Here is a 17,036-nt window from a genome sequence, read left to right as displayed (position 1 = left end):
ATATTTTGCATTATTTAGTGTGACTGAGGGGATAAGGTCACACTTACTCATATCCTAATGAGGGAAATTTTGAGGGTGTCATTGTTGCTGTGGCACCCTCTTTTTAATCTTTTTATCAAAAGTAAGTTGACTTTTCACGCCTTTTTTCTAAAATTTTCTTCATGAACATTAAAGCAATTGCAAGCCGTATTGGCATGGATTATGACAACGTTATTGAAGATTTCTGCGGAGATACTAGCGAAGTTAGAAAAAAGCTAGAATCATTTATTACAGATTGTAACTTTACAGCTCTTGAGAGTGCTGTAGAGCAAAATGATGAAGAGCTAATTAAAAAGTGTGCACACAAGGTTAAGAAGACTGGTGAGAAGCTTGGACTAACAGATTTAGTAAAATATGCAGCTATTCTCGAAGATGCAAAAAGTGGAAAGATTAGCACTTCCTTCGAAGTCTTAAAGAATGAATATAATAAAATTTCTGAGATATTACAGAAGGAAGAAGAAGCTTAAAGCCCTATTTAAACGCTTAATTTGCGTTTTTGACGTAATTAAAGTTAGGTGTAGCAAAAAAATATTACTTGCATTACTAGCTAAAGCAGTATAAATTTTAACAATGGGTGTAGATTGAGCGCAAACAGCACCATGCGTAATTCTTTCCAAATAAGAAAACGAGTCTCCATGTTTTAGCATCCCACATGGAGACTTTTATTTTATATTTCAAAGTATAAAGTTTTTATTTCACAAGGCGAAAAGCTAAGCTTGTTAAGATCAACATCTTTTCTGTTACCTTCAATTAAAATACACTCAAAAACTCTTTTATATGAAAAATAAACAGCTAAGCTTGTAGTCACACTATTACCGCATGGCTCATAGATTCTAACTACTATACCCTCCTTTTTATCCTCACTTACTTTTATACAATCACAAACTAAAGAGCTATTCGATAGCTTAACGAGCCTTTCCATAGCGTAATCTGCTCTATAGACTAAAGGTAGTCTATTTAAGTTATGAGCACTCCTTACACTATTAATTAATTCATTATCTCTATGAGGTAATATAGAATATATAAACTCATGCTCACATTTATCTGCACTTTCATCAGGGAAGGTCGGAGAACGAAGTAAATTAAGTGATAGCTTTCCATCCTTAGCTCTTAGGCCATACTTTGAATCATTTACAAGCGTAAAAGCATAGCCATCATTAATAATAGTTGAGAACTTATGATTACAAATCTCAAATTGAGCTCTTTCAACTAGAGTTTCATTTTTTGTTTTTCGCTTTATTACCCCATCCTGAATTTCACAAATAATTTCATCACTCCATATTGCTGGCTCAAATTCAGCGCTTAGCATTTTATCTGTTTCATTCCAAGAACCCTTAGTGTAAAAGTAAATACAATCAGACCAAGGTACAGTAGGCTACACTCTCCTGAGTATATTACACTAAGTGCTAATGATATTTATAATCTATCAGGATATTCTGCGCCTGTATTAATTAACGCATTTAAAAGATATTTAAATAGAAGTGTTGTTAGCTATATGAAGGAAATTAGAACTGATTATGTGAAGCGACTTCTTTCAACGACTAATTTAACTATTTTTGAAATATCGTATAAGCTTGGGTACTCATATATTAGCCACTTCTCAAAGCTATTTAAACAGGAGGTCGGTCTAACACCTTCAGAATATAGAGAAAGGCATTAAAAAACCATCAAGGAAAATACTTGATGGCTTTATACATTAGCTTTTAGCTAATTACTCTTCATCTTTACCAAAGAGCTTCTTACAGCAGTTAACAACTACGATAATAGCAAGAGCAAGGAGGAGTACTGCGAAGAGAATCTGGAGGCTCTGGCCCATTACAGAAATCTTTGCGTTACCAAATGTCTTGATGTTGTTAAATGCGAGCTGGATAAGAGCTACAACTGTAACTGCGAGCATGAAGAACATTGGGATGAACATCATCTTGTTGTCCTTCTTTGTCTTCTTTAAGAATACTGCTACAGCTGCAAGTGCAAGTACAGAAAGAAGCTGGTTAGCAGAACCAAAGAGAGCCCAAATTTCAGCATAACCTACCTGTCCAAGGAGGTAAGAAGGAATTAATACGATAATAGTTGCAACCCACTTATTTGTGATGATCTTCTTCCAAGAAGCCATGTTAGCTTCATCTTCGTCATCATCGAGGAAGAGCTCCTGCCATGAGAGACGACCAACACGAGCTACAGAGTCAAGAGATGTAAGAGCGAATGCTGATACAGCAAGTGAAATGAGTGTGAAGCTGAGCTGGTGAGGAATACCAATACCTGCGAGGAATGATGCTACAGCAGTTGAGAAGATCTGCTGAGGAGTACCTGCAGGAAGAGCACCTGTGAGCTTATCAGCAACAGCACCTGCAGCGATGATTGCGATAACTGCAAGGAGTACTTCAACAAGCATTGCACCATATGAGATTGGGAGCATATCGTTCTCGTTCTTAACCTGCTTAGAAGCTGTCTCTGAAGATACTAAGCTATGGAAGCCTGATACAGCACCACAAGCTACTGTTACGAAGAGAATTGGGAACATTGCACCACTTGAAGCAACAAATCCTGTGAATGCAGGAAGGTTCATCTTAGGGTTAGATACGAAGATACCAAGAACAGCTGCTACAATCATTGCAACTAAGAGGTAGCTGTTGAGGTAGTCTCTTGGCTGTAAGAGGTACTGTACTGGAGTAACTGATGCAATTAAGATGTATAAGAATACAAGATAAAGCCATACATTTGTGCTCATCTTTAAGAATGGGCAGAGGTAACCAATAGCAATACAAAGGATAAGAAGTACGATAGATACAATTGTATTTACTGTTGTATTAGGCTTTGCATTCTTGAGGAAGATACCAAATCCAACTGCTGCTACGATAAAGAGTGTTGATACTGTAGCAACCTGTGAGTTAGCAATCTGTGTTGTAGCATCTGCACCTGCATTTACGCCAAAGCTCTTAGCAACGATATCTGCGAAAGCTGCGATAACAAGCATTGAGAAGAGGTAAACGAAGAGTAAGAATAGTCTCTTACCAACCTTACCAACATAGAGCTCAATAATAACACCAATAGAACGACCCTTATTTCTTACTGATGCATACATTGATGAGAAGTCCTGAACGGCACCAATAAAGATACCACCGATAAGACACCAAAGAAGAACTGGTACCCAACCAAATACTGCAGCCTGGATTGGTCCGTTAATTGGGCCTGCACCTGCAATAGAAGCAAACTGGTGACCAAATACTACCTGCTTATCTGTAGGAACATAATCGACTCCATCTTGCAATTCATATGCAGGAGTCTTTTTCTGTGGATCAACACCCCATTTCTTAGCAAGCCACTTACCATAGAAAATATAACCGGCTACTAATACAACGATGGCGATGATCATGATGACTATACCACTCATTGTCATACCCTCCCGAAAAGGTTAAAAATATAGCCTTAAACGGCTGTATCAGATTTTTAGTTTTTTGACATTATATGTACATACGTAAAATTAATCAATAATTATTAACCTTCACAAATCTTATTATTATCGAACCATTTTCTTGCAATATACATAAATGGAGTGTCACAAACAGCTACAATAAACTTTAAAAGATATGTTGTTAAAACAATTTGCCACCAAACACTCATCTCATAAACGCCAAAGAATGCGATGAATGTAAAGATAAGAGAATCAAGTAGCTGACTGACCATTGTAGAGAAGCAGTTTCTCATCCAAAGTGTCTTTTTACCTGGTTTAAGCTTCTTCCAAAGCTCAAATGCCCAAATATCATGGAAGTTACTTATTACATATGCAATGATACTACCAAATGCAATACGTGGCATAAAGCCAAAGATAGTTTCCATTGATTCTTGAACGAAATCTGAAGGAGCTGGATTAAACTGAATTGCAAGCTGCATCATTATAGTCATAACGATTACAGAGAAAAATCCAATTGTTACAGCCTTTTTACTATCTTTAGGACCGTACATTTCAGAAAGAATATCGGTAGCTAAAAAGCTTGTAGAGTAAACTATGTTACCTAAAGTAGCTTCTAGACCAAATAAATTGACATTCTTAGTGACTTGGATGTTTGCAACAATAACAGAGATTGGAATCCAGATGAAAAGCCCGAGCTTTCCCCAAACGCGATAAGCAAATAAAATCGCGACAAAGTTGAGTACTAGCATTAGTACCCACCACATTTCATTTAACATATTGTTAACCTCGAAATAGAATAGTCAAGAGTAATTACTCCCCTACGCCACCTGCAATACTGCCATGGTTTCGATTAGACGAAGGTGAGGATAACAAATGAAATAGTATTTGTCTATTGCTTTTATTATAAATGTATAAACTCTGAAAGCCGTTATTGATAATCTTGACTCAAGGCTAAAATATAAAAATAGATACACAGCATCCCGTGTATCTATTAATAATTATTTAGCTAATAGTCTTTTAATAGAGCTCATTCTATCAAGTGCTTTTATTAAGGTTTCATCCTTCTTTGCAAAGTGGAAACGAACATATCTATTTTCATCTTCCCTAAAGAATGAAGAACCAGGTACAGCGGCTACACCAACCTTTTTAGACATATCATAAGCAAAATCTGAGTCATTATCATAACCAAATTCAGAAATATCCATTAAAACATAGTATGCACCCTTAGGGTCATTATGCTTTAAGCCAAGGTTATCAAGTCCAGATAAGAATAGATTCTTCTTCCTCGTATACTCATTTTGCAAAACTTCATAGTAGCTATCCGGGAAACGTAGTGCTGTAATTATAGTCTCCTGCAATGGAGCAGCAGCACCAACTGTTAAAAAGTCATGAACCTTTCTAATGTGGTCTGATATCTCAACAGGTGCCATTGTATATCCAAGTCTCCACCCTGTAATTGAATAGGTCTTAGAAAGAGATGAGCAGCAAATAGTTCTTTCTCTCATTCCTGGTAAGGAAGATAAATATGTGTGCTTATGTGGCGCATATATTATGTGCTCATAAACTTCATCTGTAATAACATATACATCATACTTTTTAGCTAAGAAGGCTATAGTCTCTAGCTCCTCCTTTGAAAATACCTTTCCACATGGATTTGATGGATTACATAGTATTAATGCCTTAGGACCTTGCTTAAAAGCCTCTTCAAGAACATTTGCATCAAAATTAAAGGTAGGAGGTACTAAAGGAACATAAATTGGAGTTGCTCCACACAAAATAGTATCAGCACCATAGTTTTCATAAAAAGGAGAGAATATTACAACCTTATCACCAGGGTCTGTTACACTCATCATTGAAGCCATCATAGCTTCAGTAGAGCCACAGGTAACTGTAACTTCACTACTAGGATCATAATAAACTCCTGAAAAGTGAAGCATCTTATCACTTAACGCTTTTCTTGTATTAACAGCACCACAGGTAATTGAATATTGATGGTAATCCTCATCAGCTACCTCTTTAAGTCTAGTTAAAATCTCCTGTGGTGGATTAAAGTCTGGATATCCCTGTGATAAATTTATAGAGCCATGCTCTATTGAAATTCGGGTCATACGTCTTATTACTGAATCAGTAAAATAACTACTTCTATCTGAAAGATTTTTCATAAAATACCCCCTATTGTGGAAAATATACCATCATAGGAGATATTTTTTCTAGATTATAGTTTTACTAGCAAGTTATGTAAAACAATAAAACACATTACTATTTTGCAAAAACCTCTTCATCTTTTGTTTCTTATTCCTAAAACTAAATATCGATAAAAAGGTATTCTCTTAATTACTTCGTAAAGTAATAGAGTAGAAATAGAACCAAGTAATAATGTTAAAAGATAACGTAAATAAACATTTAATCCACTATTTGAAACTAAAACTCCTATTAACAGAATTGGAGTGTAGTGAAGAACATAAAACCCAAAGGATGAAGCTGATAAATAGCTAAGAACACTATTGGTTTTATCAAAGAATCTTTTAAATATTCCAATTAAAAAGATCGAAGTAAAGTATGCATATATATTAGTAATCACATTTTGTAAGCAGCTTGGAGCTGTGTAATCAGAGCCATAAAAGCTAGATATATAAATTACACCTGAGGCTAATGCAATAGCTAAGGATATATAAACAGTTTTCTCAACTCTCTCAACCACATTCTCATCAGAAAATACATAGTAGCCAATTAGATATGAAGCAAGATATATTCCAACTCTATATACTGTGATAATTGGTGCATTTAAAACTAATGATGAAAGATAAATTATTATGACAGGTAAATAGATACTCTTTTTTTCCTTTAATCTATATTTCTCAAAGAGCTTTATATTTCTAAGTAAACAGAGAATTAAAGAAAAAAACCAAAGTAGCTGAGCAAACCATAAAACACCTGTTCCAGAGAGCACATATATAAAATATCTAACTAGTAGAGGAACATTAGAAAGCTCTGCTCCTCCTAGCCTTGTATTAACAAGCCCTGTAATGAAGTGAAATACAAAAAGACCCAAGGTTGAAGGCACTAATAGCTTTTGAGTTCTAGATGCTATAAATTCCTTAGTACTTCTTTTCTCTAAGCTATATGCACTACTCATACCAGCGATTATGAATAAAAGCACCATGAACCAGGGATAAACTAAAGATGCAAAGCCATCACAGATAGGAAGACTTAAAGAATTAGGAATTCCACCTAATACTCCGACTCCATTAAAAATATAACAAACATGGTAAATAATAACTAAAAGGACAATTGAGGTTCTCAGATTATCAATATAGTGCTTTCTCATTTTTCATCATCCTTTGAAAATATTAGCTTAGCTATTTCATCAAGGGATGACTTTGGAGGAATTGCAAGTCCTCTATCCTTATCACCTAGTAAAAGCAAATTATCACCAGGTTTTATTCCAAACACCTCTCTTGCCTGCTTTGGTATTACAATCTGCCCCTTTTCTCCTACAGTCACAGTCCAAGCATATTTTCCTTCAAATCCCATATTAAGCTCCGTATAAAAAGTATGATTTGTATAACTAATCATACTAGGATAGTGGTAGTAAGGCAATAAAAAAGTACGGCGCTAACCGTACTTTAGATCCAATCGTTATGGGTTTCTTTATATATTTTTACAGCTTCAGAAGCATCCTTTATCAAGCTCTCCATCTCTTCATGACTGTAGCAGGTAGCACCCGAAGCCTTATCATGTCCACCTCCATGGTAGCGCTCAGCAACTTGATTTATAGTCATAAACCTTGAACGGAGTCTAACTCTAATAGTTTTATCTGGGTTTTCTATAAATGCAATCCAAGCGATAGAGCCTTTAATAGAGGACATTAATGAAACACTATCACTAGCTTCCTCTCTTGTTAAATTCCACTTTTTCTGCATCTCTTGATCTAAATATAGGTATGCAAGACCACTATCTGTGACCTTTATTTTCTCAAATACATCTGCTTGGAATTTATAAACCTTAAACTCTCTTAAATCTAAGTTAGCTTGAAGGTTTTCAATATCAACACCATAGTCTAGCATTAAGCCCGCAAGACGTAGAGTCTCTCCTGTAGTTGATGAAAAACAGAAGCGACCACTATCTGTATTCATACCAGTATAAATACAGGTTGCAGCATATTTATCTATTTTAAGCTCAGATTTATATGTGTTATAGAAATCAGCAATAAGCTCAGAGCAGGAGCTTCTGTAATCCTCAACCCAAGAGAGGTTCCCATATTTATTTACTTCAATATGGTGGTCAATTTTAATAACATATTTTGCATTTAATGCTCTAGGGTCAGAGAGACGTTCAGAAGTAGCAGTATCTAGGATGATAGCAAGAGATGATGATATAAACTCATCACTTATTTCCTCATCCTCACTCCCTAAGAACGCTAAAAAATCAGAATTATCTTTATTACAAAGCTTAATAGTTTTTTCAGGGTATGTAAGCTTTAATATTCTCTCTAAGCCTCTAGAGGAACCTATTGCATCACCATCAGGGCGAAAGTGTCTTGCTATAATAATTCTATCTGATTCCTTTATTTTTTGAAAAATCTTATCCTTTATTTCTTTATTCATATTATCTTTGATTACCAATTAAGAGTCCTAAAGACTCTCTAAAATGTATAAATTTTAAATCCTCATCAATTCCATTAGCACTAAAGTAACAGTACCAAGCCTTCTCCTCTGCTCTATAAATAGCATCGCAGGAGGTAATATACCTTGAAGCCCAGCCCGATTTAACAGGAGGCATGATAACTCTTTTCTGCTCAAATTTAATCCCATCCTCACTAGTTAATAAAAGCATAAGAGAACGACTTCTCTTTTCTTCCTTATCGTAGAAGAATGGACACTGTATAGCAGCAAAGCCCTGTGCACATGGAATTATCTTCACACTACCAAGAGCTAAATTACAATATTCACTATCAGGATCGGTAGCCATCAAAGGCTTTTGTAAAGGAACATAAGGACCTTCTATGGTATCACTCTCTGCAAATGAAAGGTATTGAGTACACTTTTGCTTAGTATCATATAAAACTCTATGAGATGCACCAAAGTATAATCTATATTTCCCCTCCCACATTACTAGCTGTGGTCTCGATAGTCTTGGCTCTGAGAAATCTGAAGCATATGGAACATCTAGAGCAGTTAATAATACTTTAGGCTTAGACCAAAGCTTTAAATCTGTACTAGAGATCATATTTATTCTTGAAATAGATAGCCTATTACCCTTCATCTTCATCTGAAAGTAATCTCTATCATGGGTTTCATATAGTAAATAATAGGTTCCACCCTCTTTAAATATAAAAGGTGAATGTCCTCTCAAAAGTACTACGTGCTGTACACGATAATCAAAACCAGATTGCGAAGTATAGTGCTCAATTCCAACCCAAGTATTTGCAAATAGGTGCCATAAATTATCAGGGGACTCCTCTCTCTGTATAACTACAGGGTCGTAGAGTCCTGGCTTATAAAATGGACTTGTTTGAATCGGACTATCAGAGTATGCATACCATGATGCATCCTCTAAGGTAGCAAAGGAAGGATAACGCATTATTCTCCCTTAGGTCTTCTTGAGCCTTTTCTAACAAATAGTGGATCTAGTTTTTCTTCAAGATTAAACTTCTTAGTTAAGAGGCTAACTATTCTAGAATAGACAAAGAATGAAAGACCAATTGCAAAAACAAATACAAGGACAACACCAATTTGTACTACTGCAACATTCTCTGGCATTGCACTAATAACTAAATTTAGAATTACAAAACCTAAAATAAAGAAAACAATAAGTAGAACGAGGTTTAGCAGTGTTGCTAGTAACATAAATATCAATGAATTAGTTTTCTTACTCAATTTTTTTCCTCTCTCCTATAAGAAATGATAATAATATTAAGCACACTGATACGACAATAGATGCATCTGCAATATTATAGGTTGGGAATCGATCAAAACCTAGAAATCCATACATATCTGTACTTATCCAGTCTACAACTCTTAGCTGTCTGAAGACTCTATCTATTAGGTTTCCAATGCCTCCACCTGCAATAGCAGCTAAGCACCATTTTTGAAAAACAGTAAAATCCTTATCTGTCTTTGTGCTTAAAACACAATATATCACAAGTACCATTAAAATTATCGGAAGGATAATAAAAAATACTATCTTTATAGGTACATCTAGAGCTGAACCAATAGAAAAGGCAATAGCATCATTTCTTACATGTATTATCTCTAAAAAATCCCAAAAGAAGCTTTTAAAGATAGTATTTTCAGGTATGTACTTTACTACTAAGGCCTTTGATATTTGGTCTAAGAGGATCACAAAGGCTGTTAGTGAAAGGGGCAAGAATCTCTTTACAGTGCTGTTGGCCATGAAATGAACTCTCCCTCAATACCTAATTCACCTAATACCATTCTCATTACTGCTTTAACACCAAAGGTCTCACTTTGATAGTGTCCACCGGCTATTACATTAATTTTGTTTTCGAGAGCCTCATGGAAGTTTTGATGGTAAATTTCTCCAGTAATGAATAAATCTAGGCCATCGGCAATAGCATCAGCAACATCATTACCAGCCCCACCAGATACAATACCTACACTCTCACAAAGGTCCTTACCAAACTCTAAAGTTCTAAGTCCACTAGCATCTGAAAAATCTAATAATCGTATTACCTGCTCAACACTCATTGGAAATGGAAGTTTACCTTTAACTCCTATCATTCTTCCATGATATTCACTAAACATATCATAGCCCTTCATGCCTAAGCACTGTGCCATTTGAGCATTATTTCCAAATACAGGATGAGCATCAAGTGGAAGGTGACATGCATATAGAGCCATATCGTTATCAAGGCAAGCCTTTACTCTATCGTAGTGAGGTCCTCTAATTGCGATAGGTTCACCCCAGAAAAGACCATGATGGACAAAGAGCATATCACACCCTGCTTCAGCTGCCTTTTTAATTGTTGCAAGAGAGGCATCAACTGCATAACCAATCTTTTTAATTTCTTTATCACTACAAGCTATTTGAATTCCATTTAATGATGCATCAAATGAAAAATTAGCAATTTCCAATTTATCTCTTAAAAATTTATCGAGTTCTTTTAATTTCATGAAGGTAAGTATAATACGTTGAATGGATATTTTCCACAATCTCAAGAAACTATAATATTTGCTAAGCAAAAAGTAATTTATTGAGGAAGAGATGATAAATCAATTTTCCAAATTAAATTCTCAATTTCTCTATTTTTGATAAACATCATTAAATATATTGGCAGATAAACAATATTACCAACTCTCTTTATATTTTCATTATATAAAACATAAGCTTTCTCTATTTCATAATCTTTATTTTCAATTACATTCTTTAATGCATTATGCCTTAAATAGTTCTTTCCAGATTTTACTTCAATTGGAAGAATCTTATCATCAAGCTTTATTACAAAATCAAGTTCTCCCTGCTTCTTACTATTAAAATAGTATAGCTTCAATCCGTGAGAATATAGTTCTTCGGCAACTGCATTTTCATAAATAGAACCATAATTTATATCTATATCATTATTTAGTATTCTAAGTTGAATGCCATCAGCATACTGACAGGCTAGTAGACCTACATCATTTGAAAATAGTTTAAATAGATTTCTAAGTTTTGCAAGCTCTAAAGGAAGCTTTGGTTCTTCAATATTATAAACACCTATAGCTACGCCTGCTTCTCTAATCCAAATAAAGCTATTCTCTAATCTGCTAAACTTTGTATTTTCATTTAAATTTTTCAAAATAAATCTCTTATTTGGATTATTTAATTCAGCAGGTATGAGATTGAAAATATCCTTTATATAAAGCTTATTATTAATATCATATTGAGAAATATCCTCTACATACATTGAAAGGATTTCTCTCTGTTTATTCACAACCTTTTTTATATCATTTGTATCTAAATAAGTCTGAACAACAGCAGGCATACCTCCAACGATAAGATATAGACGAAAAAGCTCCATCAACTTTCTATGAATTATACTATCGATTTCTCTTTCCGCTTTAAAGGCTTCCTCAAGAACACTAAAAATGTTATCAGATATGCCACAAGCTCGATAAAACTCCTCAAGATTTAATGGATACATCTCTTTGACTGTTAAATATCCAACAGGCATAGAAGATATTCTCTTTAACCCAATACCTAATAATGATCCACTGAGTACATATTGATAGCTTCCTTCCTCAACAAGGAATTTAATAGCTGTCACTATCTCTGGAACTACTTGCACCTCATCAAAGAAGATTAATGTTTTTCCCTTAATTAGAGGTTGAGATGCAATAGCAGTAATCCTCAAAAGTAAATCCTTACTATTACTAGCTTTTGATATTGATGTCCTAGCAATAGAATCCTCTAGTAGATTTATTTCAATAAAAGAGGAGTAATGACTCTTTCCAAACTCACGTATTGCATAGCTTTTCCCAACTTGACGAGCTCCTGTAATTAATAAAGCTTCTCGTCTATTAGGTGTAAAGTAAGATTCTAAGTAATCTGAAATTTTCCTCTTTAGCATTAAAACTATTTATCTCCTTGTATGATTTAAGGATAATATCATTTTTGCCTTTTTTCCAACACAAAACAAACATATTTTGTCCGTTTTTCCAATAATATTTTGATTAAATATTTCCATTTTTCCAATTTTTATGTGCGTTGACACATATTTTTACACCTCCTACAATTTAAAAATATGATTGTTGAACTTGATAACAAAGAGATCTCTTTCAAATATTCTTTACAAGATACAGATTTAGAAATATCTGAAAGAGGTATAGTAGGACAGGAAAGAGCACTAAAGGCTTTAAGAACTGGCTTAAAAACAAATAGAAATGGATATAACCTATTTATTAGTGGTGAGATGGGTACAGGTAAGCTTACATCTGTAAGGCAGGAGGCTGAAAACTGCACAGATGAAGAGATGATTAAGGATGTAGTTTATCTTGCAAATCCTTCAAACCCATACTTTCCTATTTCACTTTGCTTAAATAAGGGCGATGGTAATAAGCTAAAAGCTTTACTTAGCTCTGCTACAATTGAAAACTACCAGATGGTTCTTGAAGAAGTGAAGAATCAAATTCCTGAAGCTACAAGGTATGCAGCTTTATTATCAAAGAGTACATTTAATGAAAACAACTACAAAGTAAACCTTGTTCTTGATAGAAGTCTCGATAATAAAAGACCATTTATCGTTGAATCTCATCCAACCTTTGAAAACCTATTTGGCTATGCTGATAAAAGTGAAGATATTCCTCACTTAGCAATTCATATAGGTTCCTATGCTAAAGCCTCTGGAGGCTTTTTAGTATTAACAGCAGCTGAGGTCCTCTCCCAAAAAGGACTTTGGGATGCTATTAAACGTCATTTAGATTCAACAGCTATGGCACTATCAACTAGTGGAGTTCAAGGATCACTTGGAAAGGATGAAAGAATAAGACCAGAACCAATAGCCCTTCCTACTAAGGTAATATTACTTGGAAGTGAAGATATCTTTGATGAGCTATGTGATAAGGATGAAGGATTTTTAAGACTCTTTAAAGTTGCTCCTCAATTTGATTACATGATGGAAGCAAATAAAGAAAATATCCTAGGAACAATCGCATATTTAAAAAAGATTAATCCTAATATCACAAAGGAAGCTTGCGAAGAGGCTTTAAGATATTCATCCTCTATTTGTGAATCAAGAGATCAATTAACCTGTCAGCTAACACTCCTAGGTGATTTAATCTCAGAAGCCGCTTTATATAGTAATGGTAAAATTACTGGAGATGATATTAAAAGAGCAATTAAGGATAGAGCTGAGCTAACAGATTTATTAGAGGATAGAATAAACCAAGAGATCAAAAGCGGAGAGCTTTTAGTTAGTACAAGTGGAAGTAAGGTTGGAATTATTAATGGACTCGCTGTCATGGACCGTGGTGCTGCTTCCTTCGGAACTCCAGCTGTAATCTCAGCTACAGTTGCACCAGGAAGTGAGGGTATTGTAAATATCGAGCATGAAGCAGGTCTTAGTGGCGAGATACATGATAAAGGAATTTTAATTTTACAAGGCTATCTAAGAAAGAACTATGCACGTTCCTTTCCTCTTTCAATATATGCAGGACTATGCTTTGAACAAAACTATAGTGAGGTCGATGGAGACTCAGCATCATCATCTGAGCTATATGCACTACTTTCTGCTATTGGAGAGCTTCCAGTAAGACAGGATATCGCAATTACAGGATCTGTTAACCAAATGGGTATTCTACAGCCAGTTAGTGGAATAAATGAAAAGATTACAGGCTTTTACCATACCTGTAAGCTATGTGGCTTTACAGGCACTCAAGGTGTAATTATTCCAAAGCAAAACATAAGATCACTAATACTTCCATATGAAGTTGAAGATGATATTAAAAAAGGAAACTTCCATCTTTGGGCTCTTTCAACAATCGAAGAAGGTATGGAGCTTTTAACAGGTCTTCCATCTAGTAGTAGAGATAAAAGAGGTTTATTTAAGCCAGGCTCTTTTAATAGAGTAATAGAAGATAATCTAAAAAAGCTCTATGAGAGCGGAAAAGGAAATTGATCCCAGCTATACATCAATATTCCAGCTGCAACAGAAACATTTATAGATCCCTTTGCGCCATGCAATGGGATCTCTACCTTTCCAAGAGAGCTTTTAGCTAGCTCTAAACACTCAGGCGATACCCCACTTTCTTCACTACCTAAGATACAGGTACCCTCTGCTGGAAAGGAAAATTCTTTTATATCCTTTCCACCTAATTCAAGAGCAAAGAAAGGCCCTTTTACCTCATCTAATGAATTAATAATAGAGTGCTCAACGACATCTATTGCTCCTCTACTAGTTCTAATTGCTCTAGGAGAATTAACATCTCCACATTCATAAAGGTATATATGCTTTATTCCAAAGCTTTCAGCTGAACGAAAGATTGCGCCAATATTATATGGAGAGCGTATTCTATCAAGGAGTAAGTAGCGAGGCATTACTTTTCTAATACTATTATCAAGCTTATTATCACTATCGATAATATCCCAATCAGCTACCTCCTCACCTAAGATAGCTAAGCTCTTATAGTATATGTCCTCACCTCTTTTTAGATTTCCAGCTGCTAATTCAAGAAAAGCCTTTTCAAAATATTCTTTATCACTAACAAAATCTAAAGAAAGAGCAATATCCTTAAGTCCTAAGATATATTCACTTTCAAAGGTCTCTCCCTTTGAAGCTAAATAAGCTTGACCTGCACACTTTCTAAGCTGAACTCTAGGCTTTAGGGTTTTAATCTTCTTCAGTGTTATCATCTTCATCTACAACTTGTGGAGTAACAGCAACTGCAAATTCTCCCTTAATGCTATCACGAGACTCTAAGAGCTTTATAATATTAGATATGTTATCAACCTTAATTTCCTCAAAGGCCTTAGTAAGCTCACGTCCCATAGAAATTCTAGCACTTGGCATTAGCTCCTCTATTTCCTTTAAGGTTTTTACAATTCTAAAAGGGGACTCATAAAATACAAAGGTCTCACCTCTAGAAATTAACTCACTTAATCTCTTAGTTCTTCTACCCTTCTTTGGTGATAAAAACCCTTCAAAGGTAAAGGTCTTTCCTACATTACCAGCAGCTGATAAAAGAGTAATTACGGCAGAAGCACCTGGGATTGGTACTATATCATGTCCTGCTGCTCTAACATTCTCACATAGCCTAGCTCCTGGATCAGAAATTCCAGGAGTTCCTGCATCAGAGCAATATGCAACACTTTGTCCTTGATCAAGAAGAGCAATAATTCCCTTACTACTAGCCTCCTCATTATGAGCATGGCAAGCTATAGTTCTCTTCTTAATATCGTATCGTGAAAGCAATAGAGATGTATGTCTAGTATCTTCGCATGCGATGACATCTACACTTTTTAAGACATTAAGTGCTCTCATCGTTATATCTTCCAAATTTCCAATTGGTGTTGCAACCATATATAAAGTACTCATGGGATAATCATAATTTACAAAGCACATACTTTACAACACACTCACTTTGGCTAATTACACCATTTAAAATGGGAAAAAGAACCAACAGAGGGGTAAAAAACTAATTGTTTAACCTAATTTCACGGGTTGGCACGCTATTTGCATATGTATTTACGTCTAAATAAAAAATTATTCCATGAAGGAGATATAAAAATGAACGTATTTAAAAGAATGGGAGACATCATCTCCTCTAATGTAAACAGTGCCCTCGATAAGATGGAGGACCCAAAGAAGATGATCAATTTAATGATTACAGAGATGGAAGATACTGAAAGAGAAATAAAGGTATCTATTGCAGAAAAGAGTGCAGAGCTTGAAAGTATTAAGAGAAATATTTCTTCTGCTGATGATACTGTAAAGCGTTGGGCTGATAGAGCTCAGATGGCTGTAGATAAGGGTAATGATGATATGGCTAAGGAAGCTATCATTGAGAAGAGAAATGCACTTGAAAATCTCAAAGCATTAGAAGCTAACAGTGCAACTCTTGAAAACATAATCATTTCCTTAAAGGAACAGCTTAACGAAGTAAGTGCAAAGCTCAATGAGATGAAAACAAAGAGAAATGACCTTCTATCTCGTGCAAATGCAGCAAAGGAAAAGATGAAGGTAAATGAGACTCTAAGAGAAGCAGATAGCATTAAGTATGCTAAGCGCTTTGAGGAGCTTCAATCTAGAATCGAGAAATGGGAGGCTGAGGCAAAGATCTTCTCCCCTTCTCAGAAACAAATAAAGAGCACAAAAGAGAGCTTTGAAGAGATGGAATTAGAGAGAGACATCGAAGAAGAGCTCAATAAGTTAAAGAATAATAAGGAGAATAACTAATATGTTTTCAGCTTACCAGAGAAGATTATTAAGAGTTCCAAATGGAATGCTCTTTGGAGTATGTGCAGGACTTGGCAGAAGACTTGGTATTTCAACTACTCTAGTTAGACTTATTACATTTATCGCTTTCTGTGCTACTGGCTTCTTCCCGGTAGGCCTGATTTACATCCTCCTTGCAATTATCCTACCTGTAGGACCTCAGTATTAATTTGCAATTTACCCCTTGATAGGTGCATATCCAGTTTTGGGTATGCACCTTTTATTAATCTAAATAAAATAGTTATTAATTCTTAAAACAATCCGATATAGGTTTAAAATATATTTATTTTAAATTATAAATCTTAAAAAAATACCTATTAGAGCGTTTAACCAAATATTGTTTAAAGAATTGCCCAATGTCCGTTTATAGCTGCACCCACTCTCTTTATTAAGCCATTATCTTTCATTTTATTCATATTTTGAATAATACTCTTCCTTGAGAGTCCAATTACTTTTGAAAGTTCATCTTGTGTAATAAAAGGATTATCTTTTATAGCTTTCAATATCTTTTGCTGCTTTACAGTAACCTTTACAGTAACCTTTACAGTAACCTTTACAGTAACCTTTACAGTAACCTTTACAGTAACCTTTACAGTAACCTTTACAGTAACCTTTACAGTAACCTTTACAGTAACCTTTACAGTAACCTTTACA

General features: G+C 34.9%; 20 protein-coding genes. 5 read left to right on the top strand and 15 right to left on the bottom strand.

Features of this window, described 5'->3' with window-relative positions; genetic code table 11:
- Positions 1 to 161: 161 nt before the first annotated feature.
- Entirely contained in the window at positions 162 to 506 is a 345-nt protein-coding gene (locus FYJ80_RS09330; RefSeq protein ID WP_154426252.1) for a hypothetical protein, read from the top strand.
- Between the two features lie 200 nt (positions 507 to 706).
- Here the strand turns inward: FYJ80_RS09330 and FYJ80_RS12190 are convergent, their stop codons facing one another.
- Positions 707 to 1,390: a glycoside hydrolase family 38 C-terminal domain-containing protein gene (locus tag FYJ80_RS12190; protein WP_328596773.1), complete on the bottom strand. Its 684-nt coding sequence runs from the start codon at positions 1,388 to 1,390 to the stop codon at positions 707 to 709.
- Between FYJ80_RS12190 and FYJ80_RS12185 the strand changes: the two genes are divergently transcribed.
- Entirely contained in the window at positions 1,352 to 1,699 is a 348-nt protein-coding gene (locus FYJ80_RS12185) for a helix-turn-helix domain-containing protein (protein WP_328596772.1), read from the top strand. The genes FYJ80_RS12190 and FYJ80_RS12185 overlap by 39 nt on opposite strands.
- A gap of 51 nt (positions 1,700 to 1,750) precedes the next feature.
- On the opposite strand, the gene FYJ80_RS09315 is transcribed toward FYJ80_RS12185, so the two are convergent.
- The 11 genes from FYJ80_RS09315 to FYJ80_RS09265 form a co-directional block, all read right to left on the bottom strand.
- Positions 1,751 to 3,430: a carbon starvation CstA family protein gene (locus FYJ80_RS09315; RefSeq protein ID WP_154426246.1), complete on the bottom strand. Its 1,680-nt coding sequence runs from the start codon at positions 3,428 to 3,430 to the stop codon at positions 1,751 to 1,753.
- Between the two features lie 104 nt (positions 3,431 to 3,534).
- Positions 3,535 to 4,200: a queuosine precursor transporter gene (locus tag FYJ80_RS09310; RefSeq protein WP_235899629.1), complete on the bottom strand. Its 666-nt coding sequence runs from the start codon at positions 4,198 to 4,200 to the stop codon at positions 3,535 to 3,537.
- Positions 4,201 to 4,449: 249 nt separating this feature from the next.
- Positions 4,450 to 5,613, bottom strand: a complete 1,164-nt coding sequence (locus FYJ80_RS09305; RefSeq protein ID WP_154426242.1) for a pyridoxal phosphate-dependent aminotransferase — start codon at positions 5,611 to 5,613, stop codon at positions 4,450 to 4,452.
- 116 nt (positions 5,614 to 5,729) lie between these two features.
- A complete protein-coding gene (locus FYJ80_RS09300; RefSeq protein WP_154426240.1) occupies positions 5,730 to 6,779 on the bottom strand; it encodes an acyltransferase family protein in 1,050 nt (349 codons plus the stop codon).
- Positions 6,776 to 6,985, bottom strand: coding sequence for an AbrB/MazE/SpoVT family DNA-binding domain-containing protein (locus tag FYJ80_RS09295; RefSeq protein ID WP_154426238.1), 210 nt, complete (start codon positions 6,983 to 6,985; stop codon positions 6,776 to 6,778). Before FYJ80_RS09295 ends, FYJ80_RS09300 begins: the two co-directional genes overlap by 4 nt.
- Before the next feature lie 92 nt (positions 6,986 to 7,077).
- Positions 7,078 to 8,058, bottom strand: a complete 981-nt coding sequence (locus FYJ80_RS09290) for a DHH family phosphoesterase (protein ID WP_154426236.1) — start codon at positions 8,056 to 8,058, stop codon at positions 7,078 to 7,080.
- Between the two features lies 1 nt (position 8,059).
- Entirely contained in the window at positions 8,060 to 9,034 is a 975-nt protein-coding gene (locus FYJ80_RS09285) for a glycoside hydrolase family protein (protein WP_154426234.1), read from the bottom strand.
- Positions 9,034 to 9,330, bottom strand: coding sequence for a leader peptide processing enzyme (locus FYJ80_RS09280; RefSeq protein ID WP_154426232.1), 297 nt, complete (start codon positions 9,328 to 9,330; stop codon positions 9,034 to 9,036). The genes FYJ80_RS09285 and FYJ80_RS09280 overlap by 1 nt, the downstream gene beginning before the upstream one ends.
- Positions 9,323 to 9,847 carry a signal peptidase II gene (gene lspA / locus FYJ80_RS09275; protein WP_154426230.1) on the bottom strand — a complete coding sequence of 175 codons (525 nt, stop codon included), beginning with the start codon at positions 9,845 to 9,847 and terminating at the stop codon, positions 9,323 to 9,325. The genes FYJ80_RS09280 and lspA overlap by 8 nt, the downstream gene beginning before the upstream one ends.
- Positions 9,829 to 10,587, bottom strand: coding sequence for a Nif3-like dinuclear metal center hexameric protein (locus FYJ80_RS09270; protein ID WP_154426228.1), 759 nt, complete (start codon positions 10,585 to 10,587; stop codon positions 9,829 to 9,831). Before FYJ80_RS09270 ends, lspA begins: the two co-directional genes overlap by 19 nt.
- Positions 10,588 to 10,664: 77 nt before the next feature.
- The gene (locus tag FYJ80_RS09265) at positions 10,665 to 12,020 is read right to left on the bottom strand and encodes an ATP-binding protein (RefSeq protein ID WP_154426226.1); all 1,356 of its coding nucleotides are present in this window, start codon (positions 12,018 to 12,020) and stop codon (positions 10,665 to 10,667) included.
- 174 nt (positions 12,021 to 12,194) lie between these two features.
- On the opposite strand from FYJ80_RS09265, the gene FYJ80_RS09260 reads away from it, so the two are divergent.
- Positions 12,195 to 14,066 (top strand): AAA family ATPase, encoded by a 1,872-nt coding sequence (locus FYJ80_RS09260; protein WP_154426224.1) that lies wholly within the window; start codon positions 12,195 to 12,197, stop codon positions 14,064 to 14,066.
- Here FYJ80_RS09260 and FYJ80_RS09255 read toward each other — a convergent pair.
- Complete coding sequence (locus FYJ80_RS09255) at positions 14,042 to 14,800, bottom strand: TrmH family RNA methyltransferase (protein WP_206361053.1); 759 nt, start codon at positions 14,798 to 14,800, stop codon at positions 14,042 to 14,044. The two genes, FYJ80_RS09260 and FYJ80_RS09255, sit on opposite strands and share 25 nt — an antisense overlap.
- Positions 14,778 to 15,482, bottom strand: coding sequence for a 16S rRNA (cytidine(1402)-2'-O)-methyltransferase (rsmI, locus tag FYJ80_RS09250; RefSeq protein ID WP_154426220.1), 705 nt, complete (start codon positions 15,480 to 15,482; stop codon positions 14,778 to 14,780). Before rsmI ends, FYJ80_RS09255 begins: the two co-directional genes overlap by 23 nt.
- Before the next feature lie 192 nt (positions 15,483 to 15,674).
- On the opposite strand from rsmI, the gene FYJ80_RS09245 reads away from it, so the two are divergent.
- Together FYJ80_RS09245 and FYJ80_RS09240 are read left to right on the top strand one after the other, a co-directional pair.
- Positions 15,675 to 16,343: a PspA/IM30 family protein gene (locus tag FYJ80_RS09245; RefSeq protein ID WP_206361052.1), complete on the top strand. Its 669-nt coding sequence runs from the start codon at positions 15,675 to 15,677 to the stop codon at positions 16,341 to 16,343.
- Position 16,344: 1 nt separating this feature from the next.
- Positions 16,345 to 16,551, top strand: a complete 207-nt coding sequence (locus FYJ80_RS09240) for a PspC domain-containing protein (protein WP_154426216.1) — start codon at positions 16,345 to 16,347, stop codon at positions 16,549 to 16,551.
- A gap of 172 nt (positions 16,552 to 16,723) precedes the next feature.
- Here FYJ80_RS09240 and FYJ80_RS09235 read toward each other — a convergent pair.
- Positions 16,724 to 17,036, bottom strand: a 313-nt coding sequence (locus FYJ80_RS09235; protein WP_154426214.1) for a winged helix-turn-helix domain-containing protein, incomplete at its 5' end; no start/stop codon positions are given.

Source organism: Bullifex porci (assembly GCF_009695635.1).
Lineage (GTDB): Bacteria > Spirochaetota > Spirochaetia > Sphaerochaetales > Sphaerochaetaceae > Bullifex > Bullifex porci.
The sequence above is the reverse complement of the archived record's forward strand: the minus strand, read 5'-3'. Positions and strand labels throughout refer to the sequence as shown.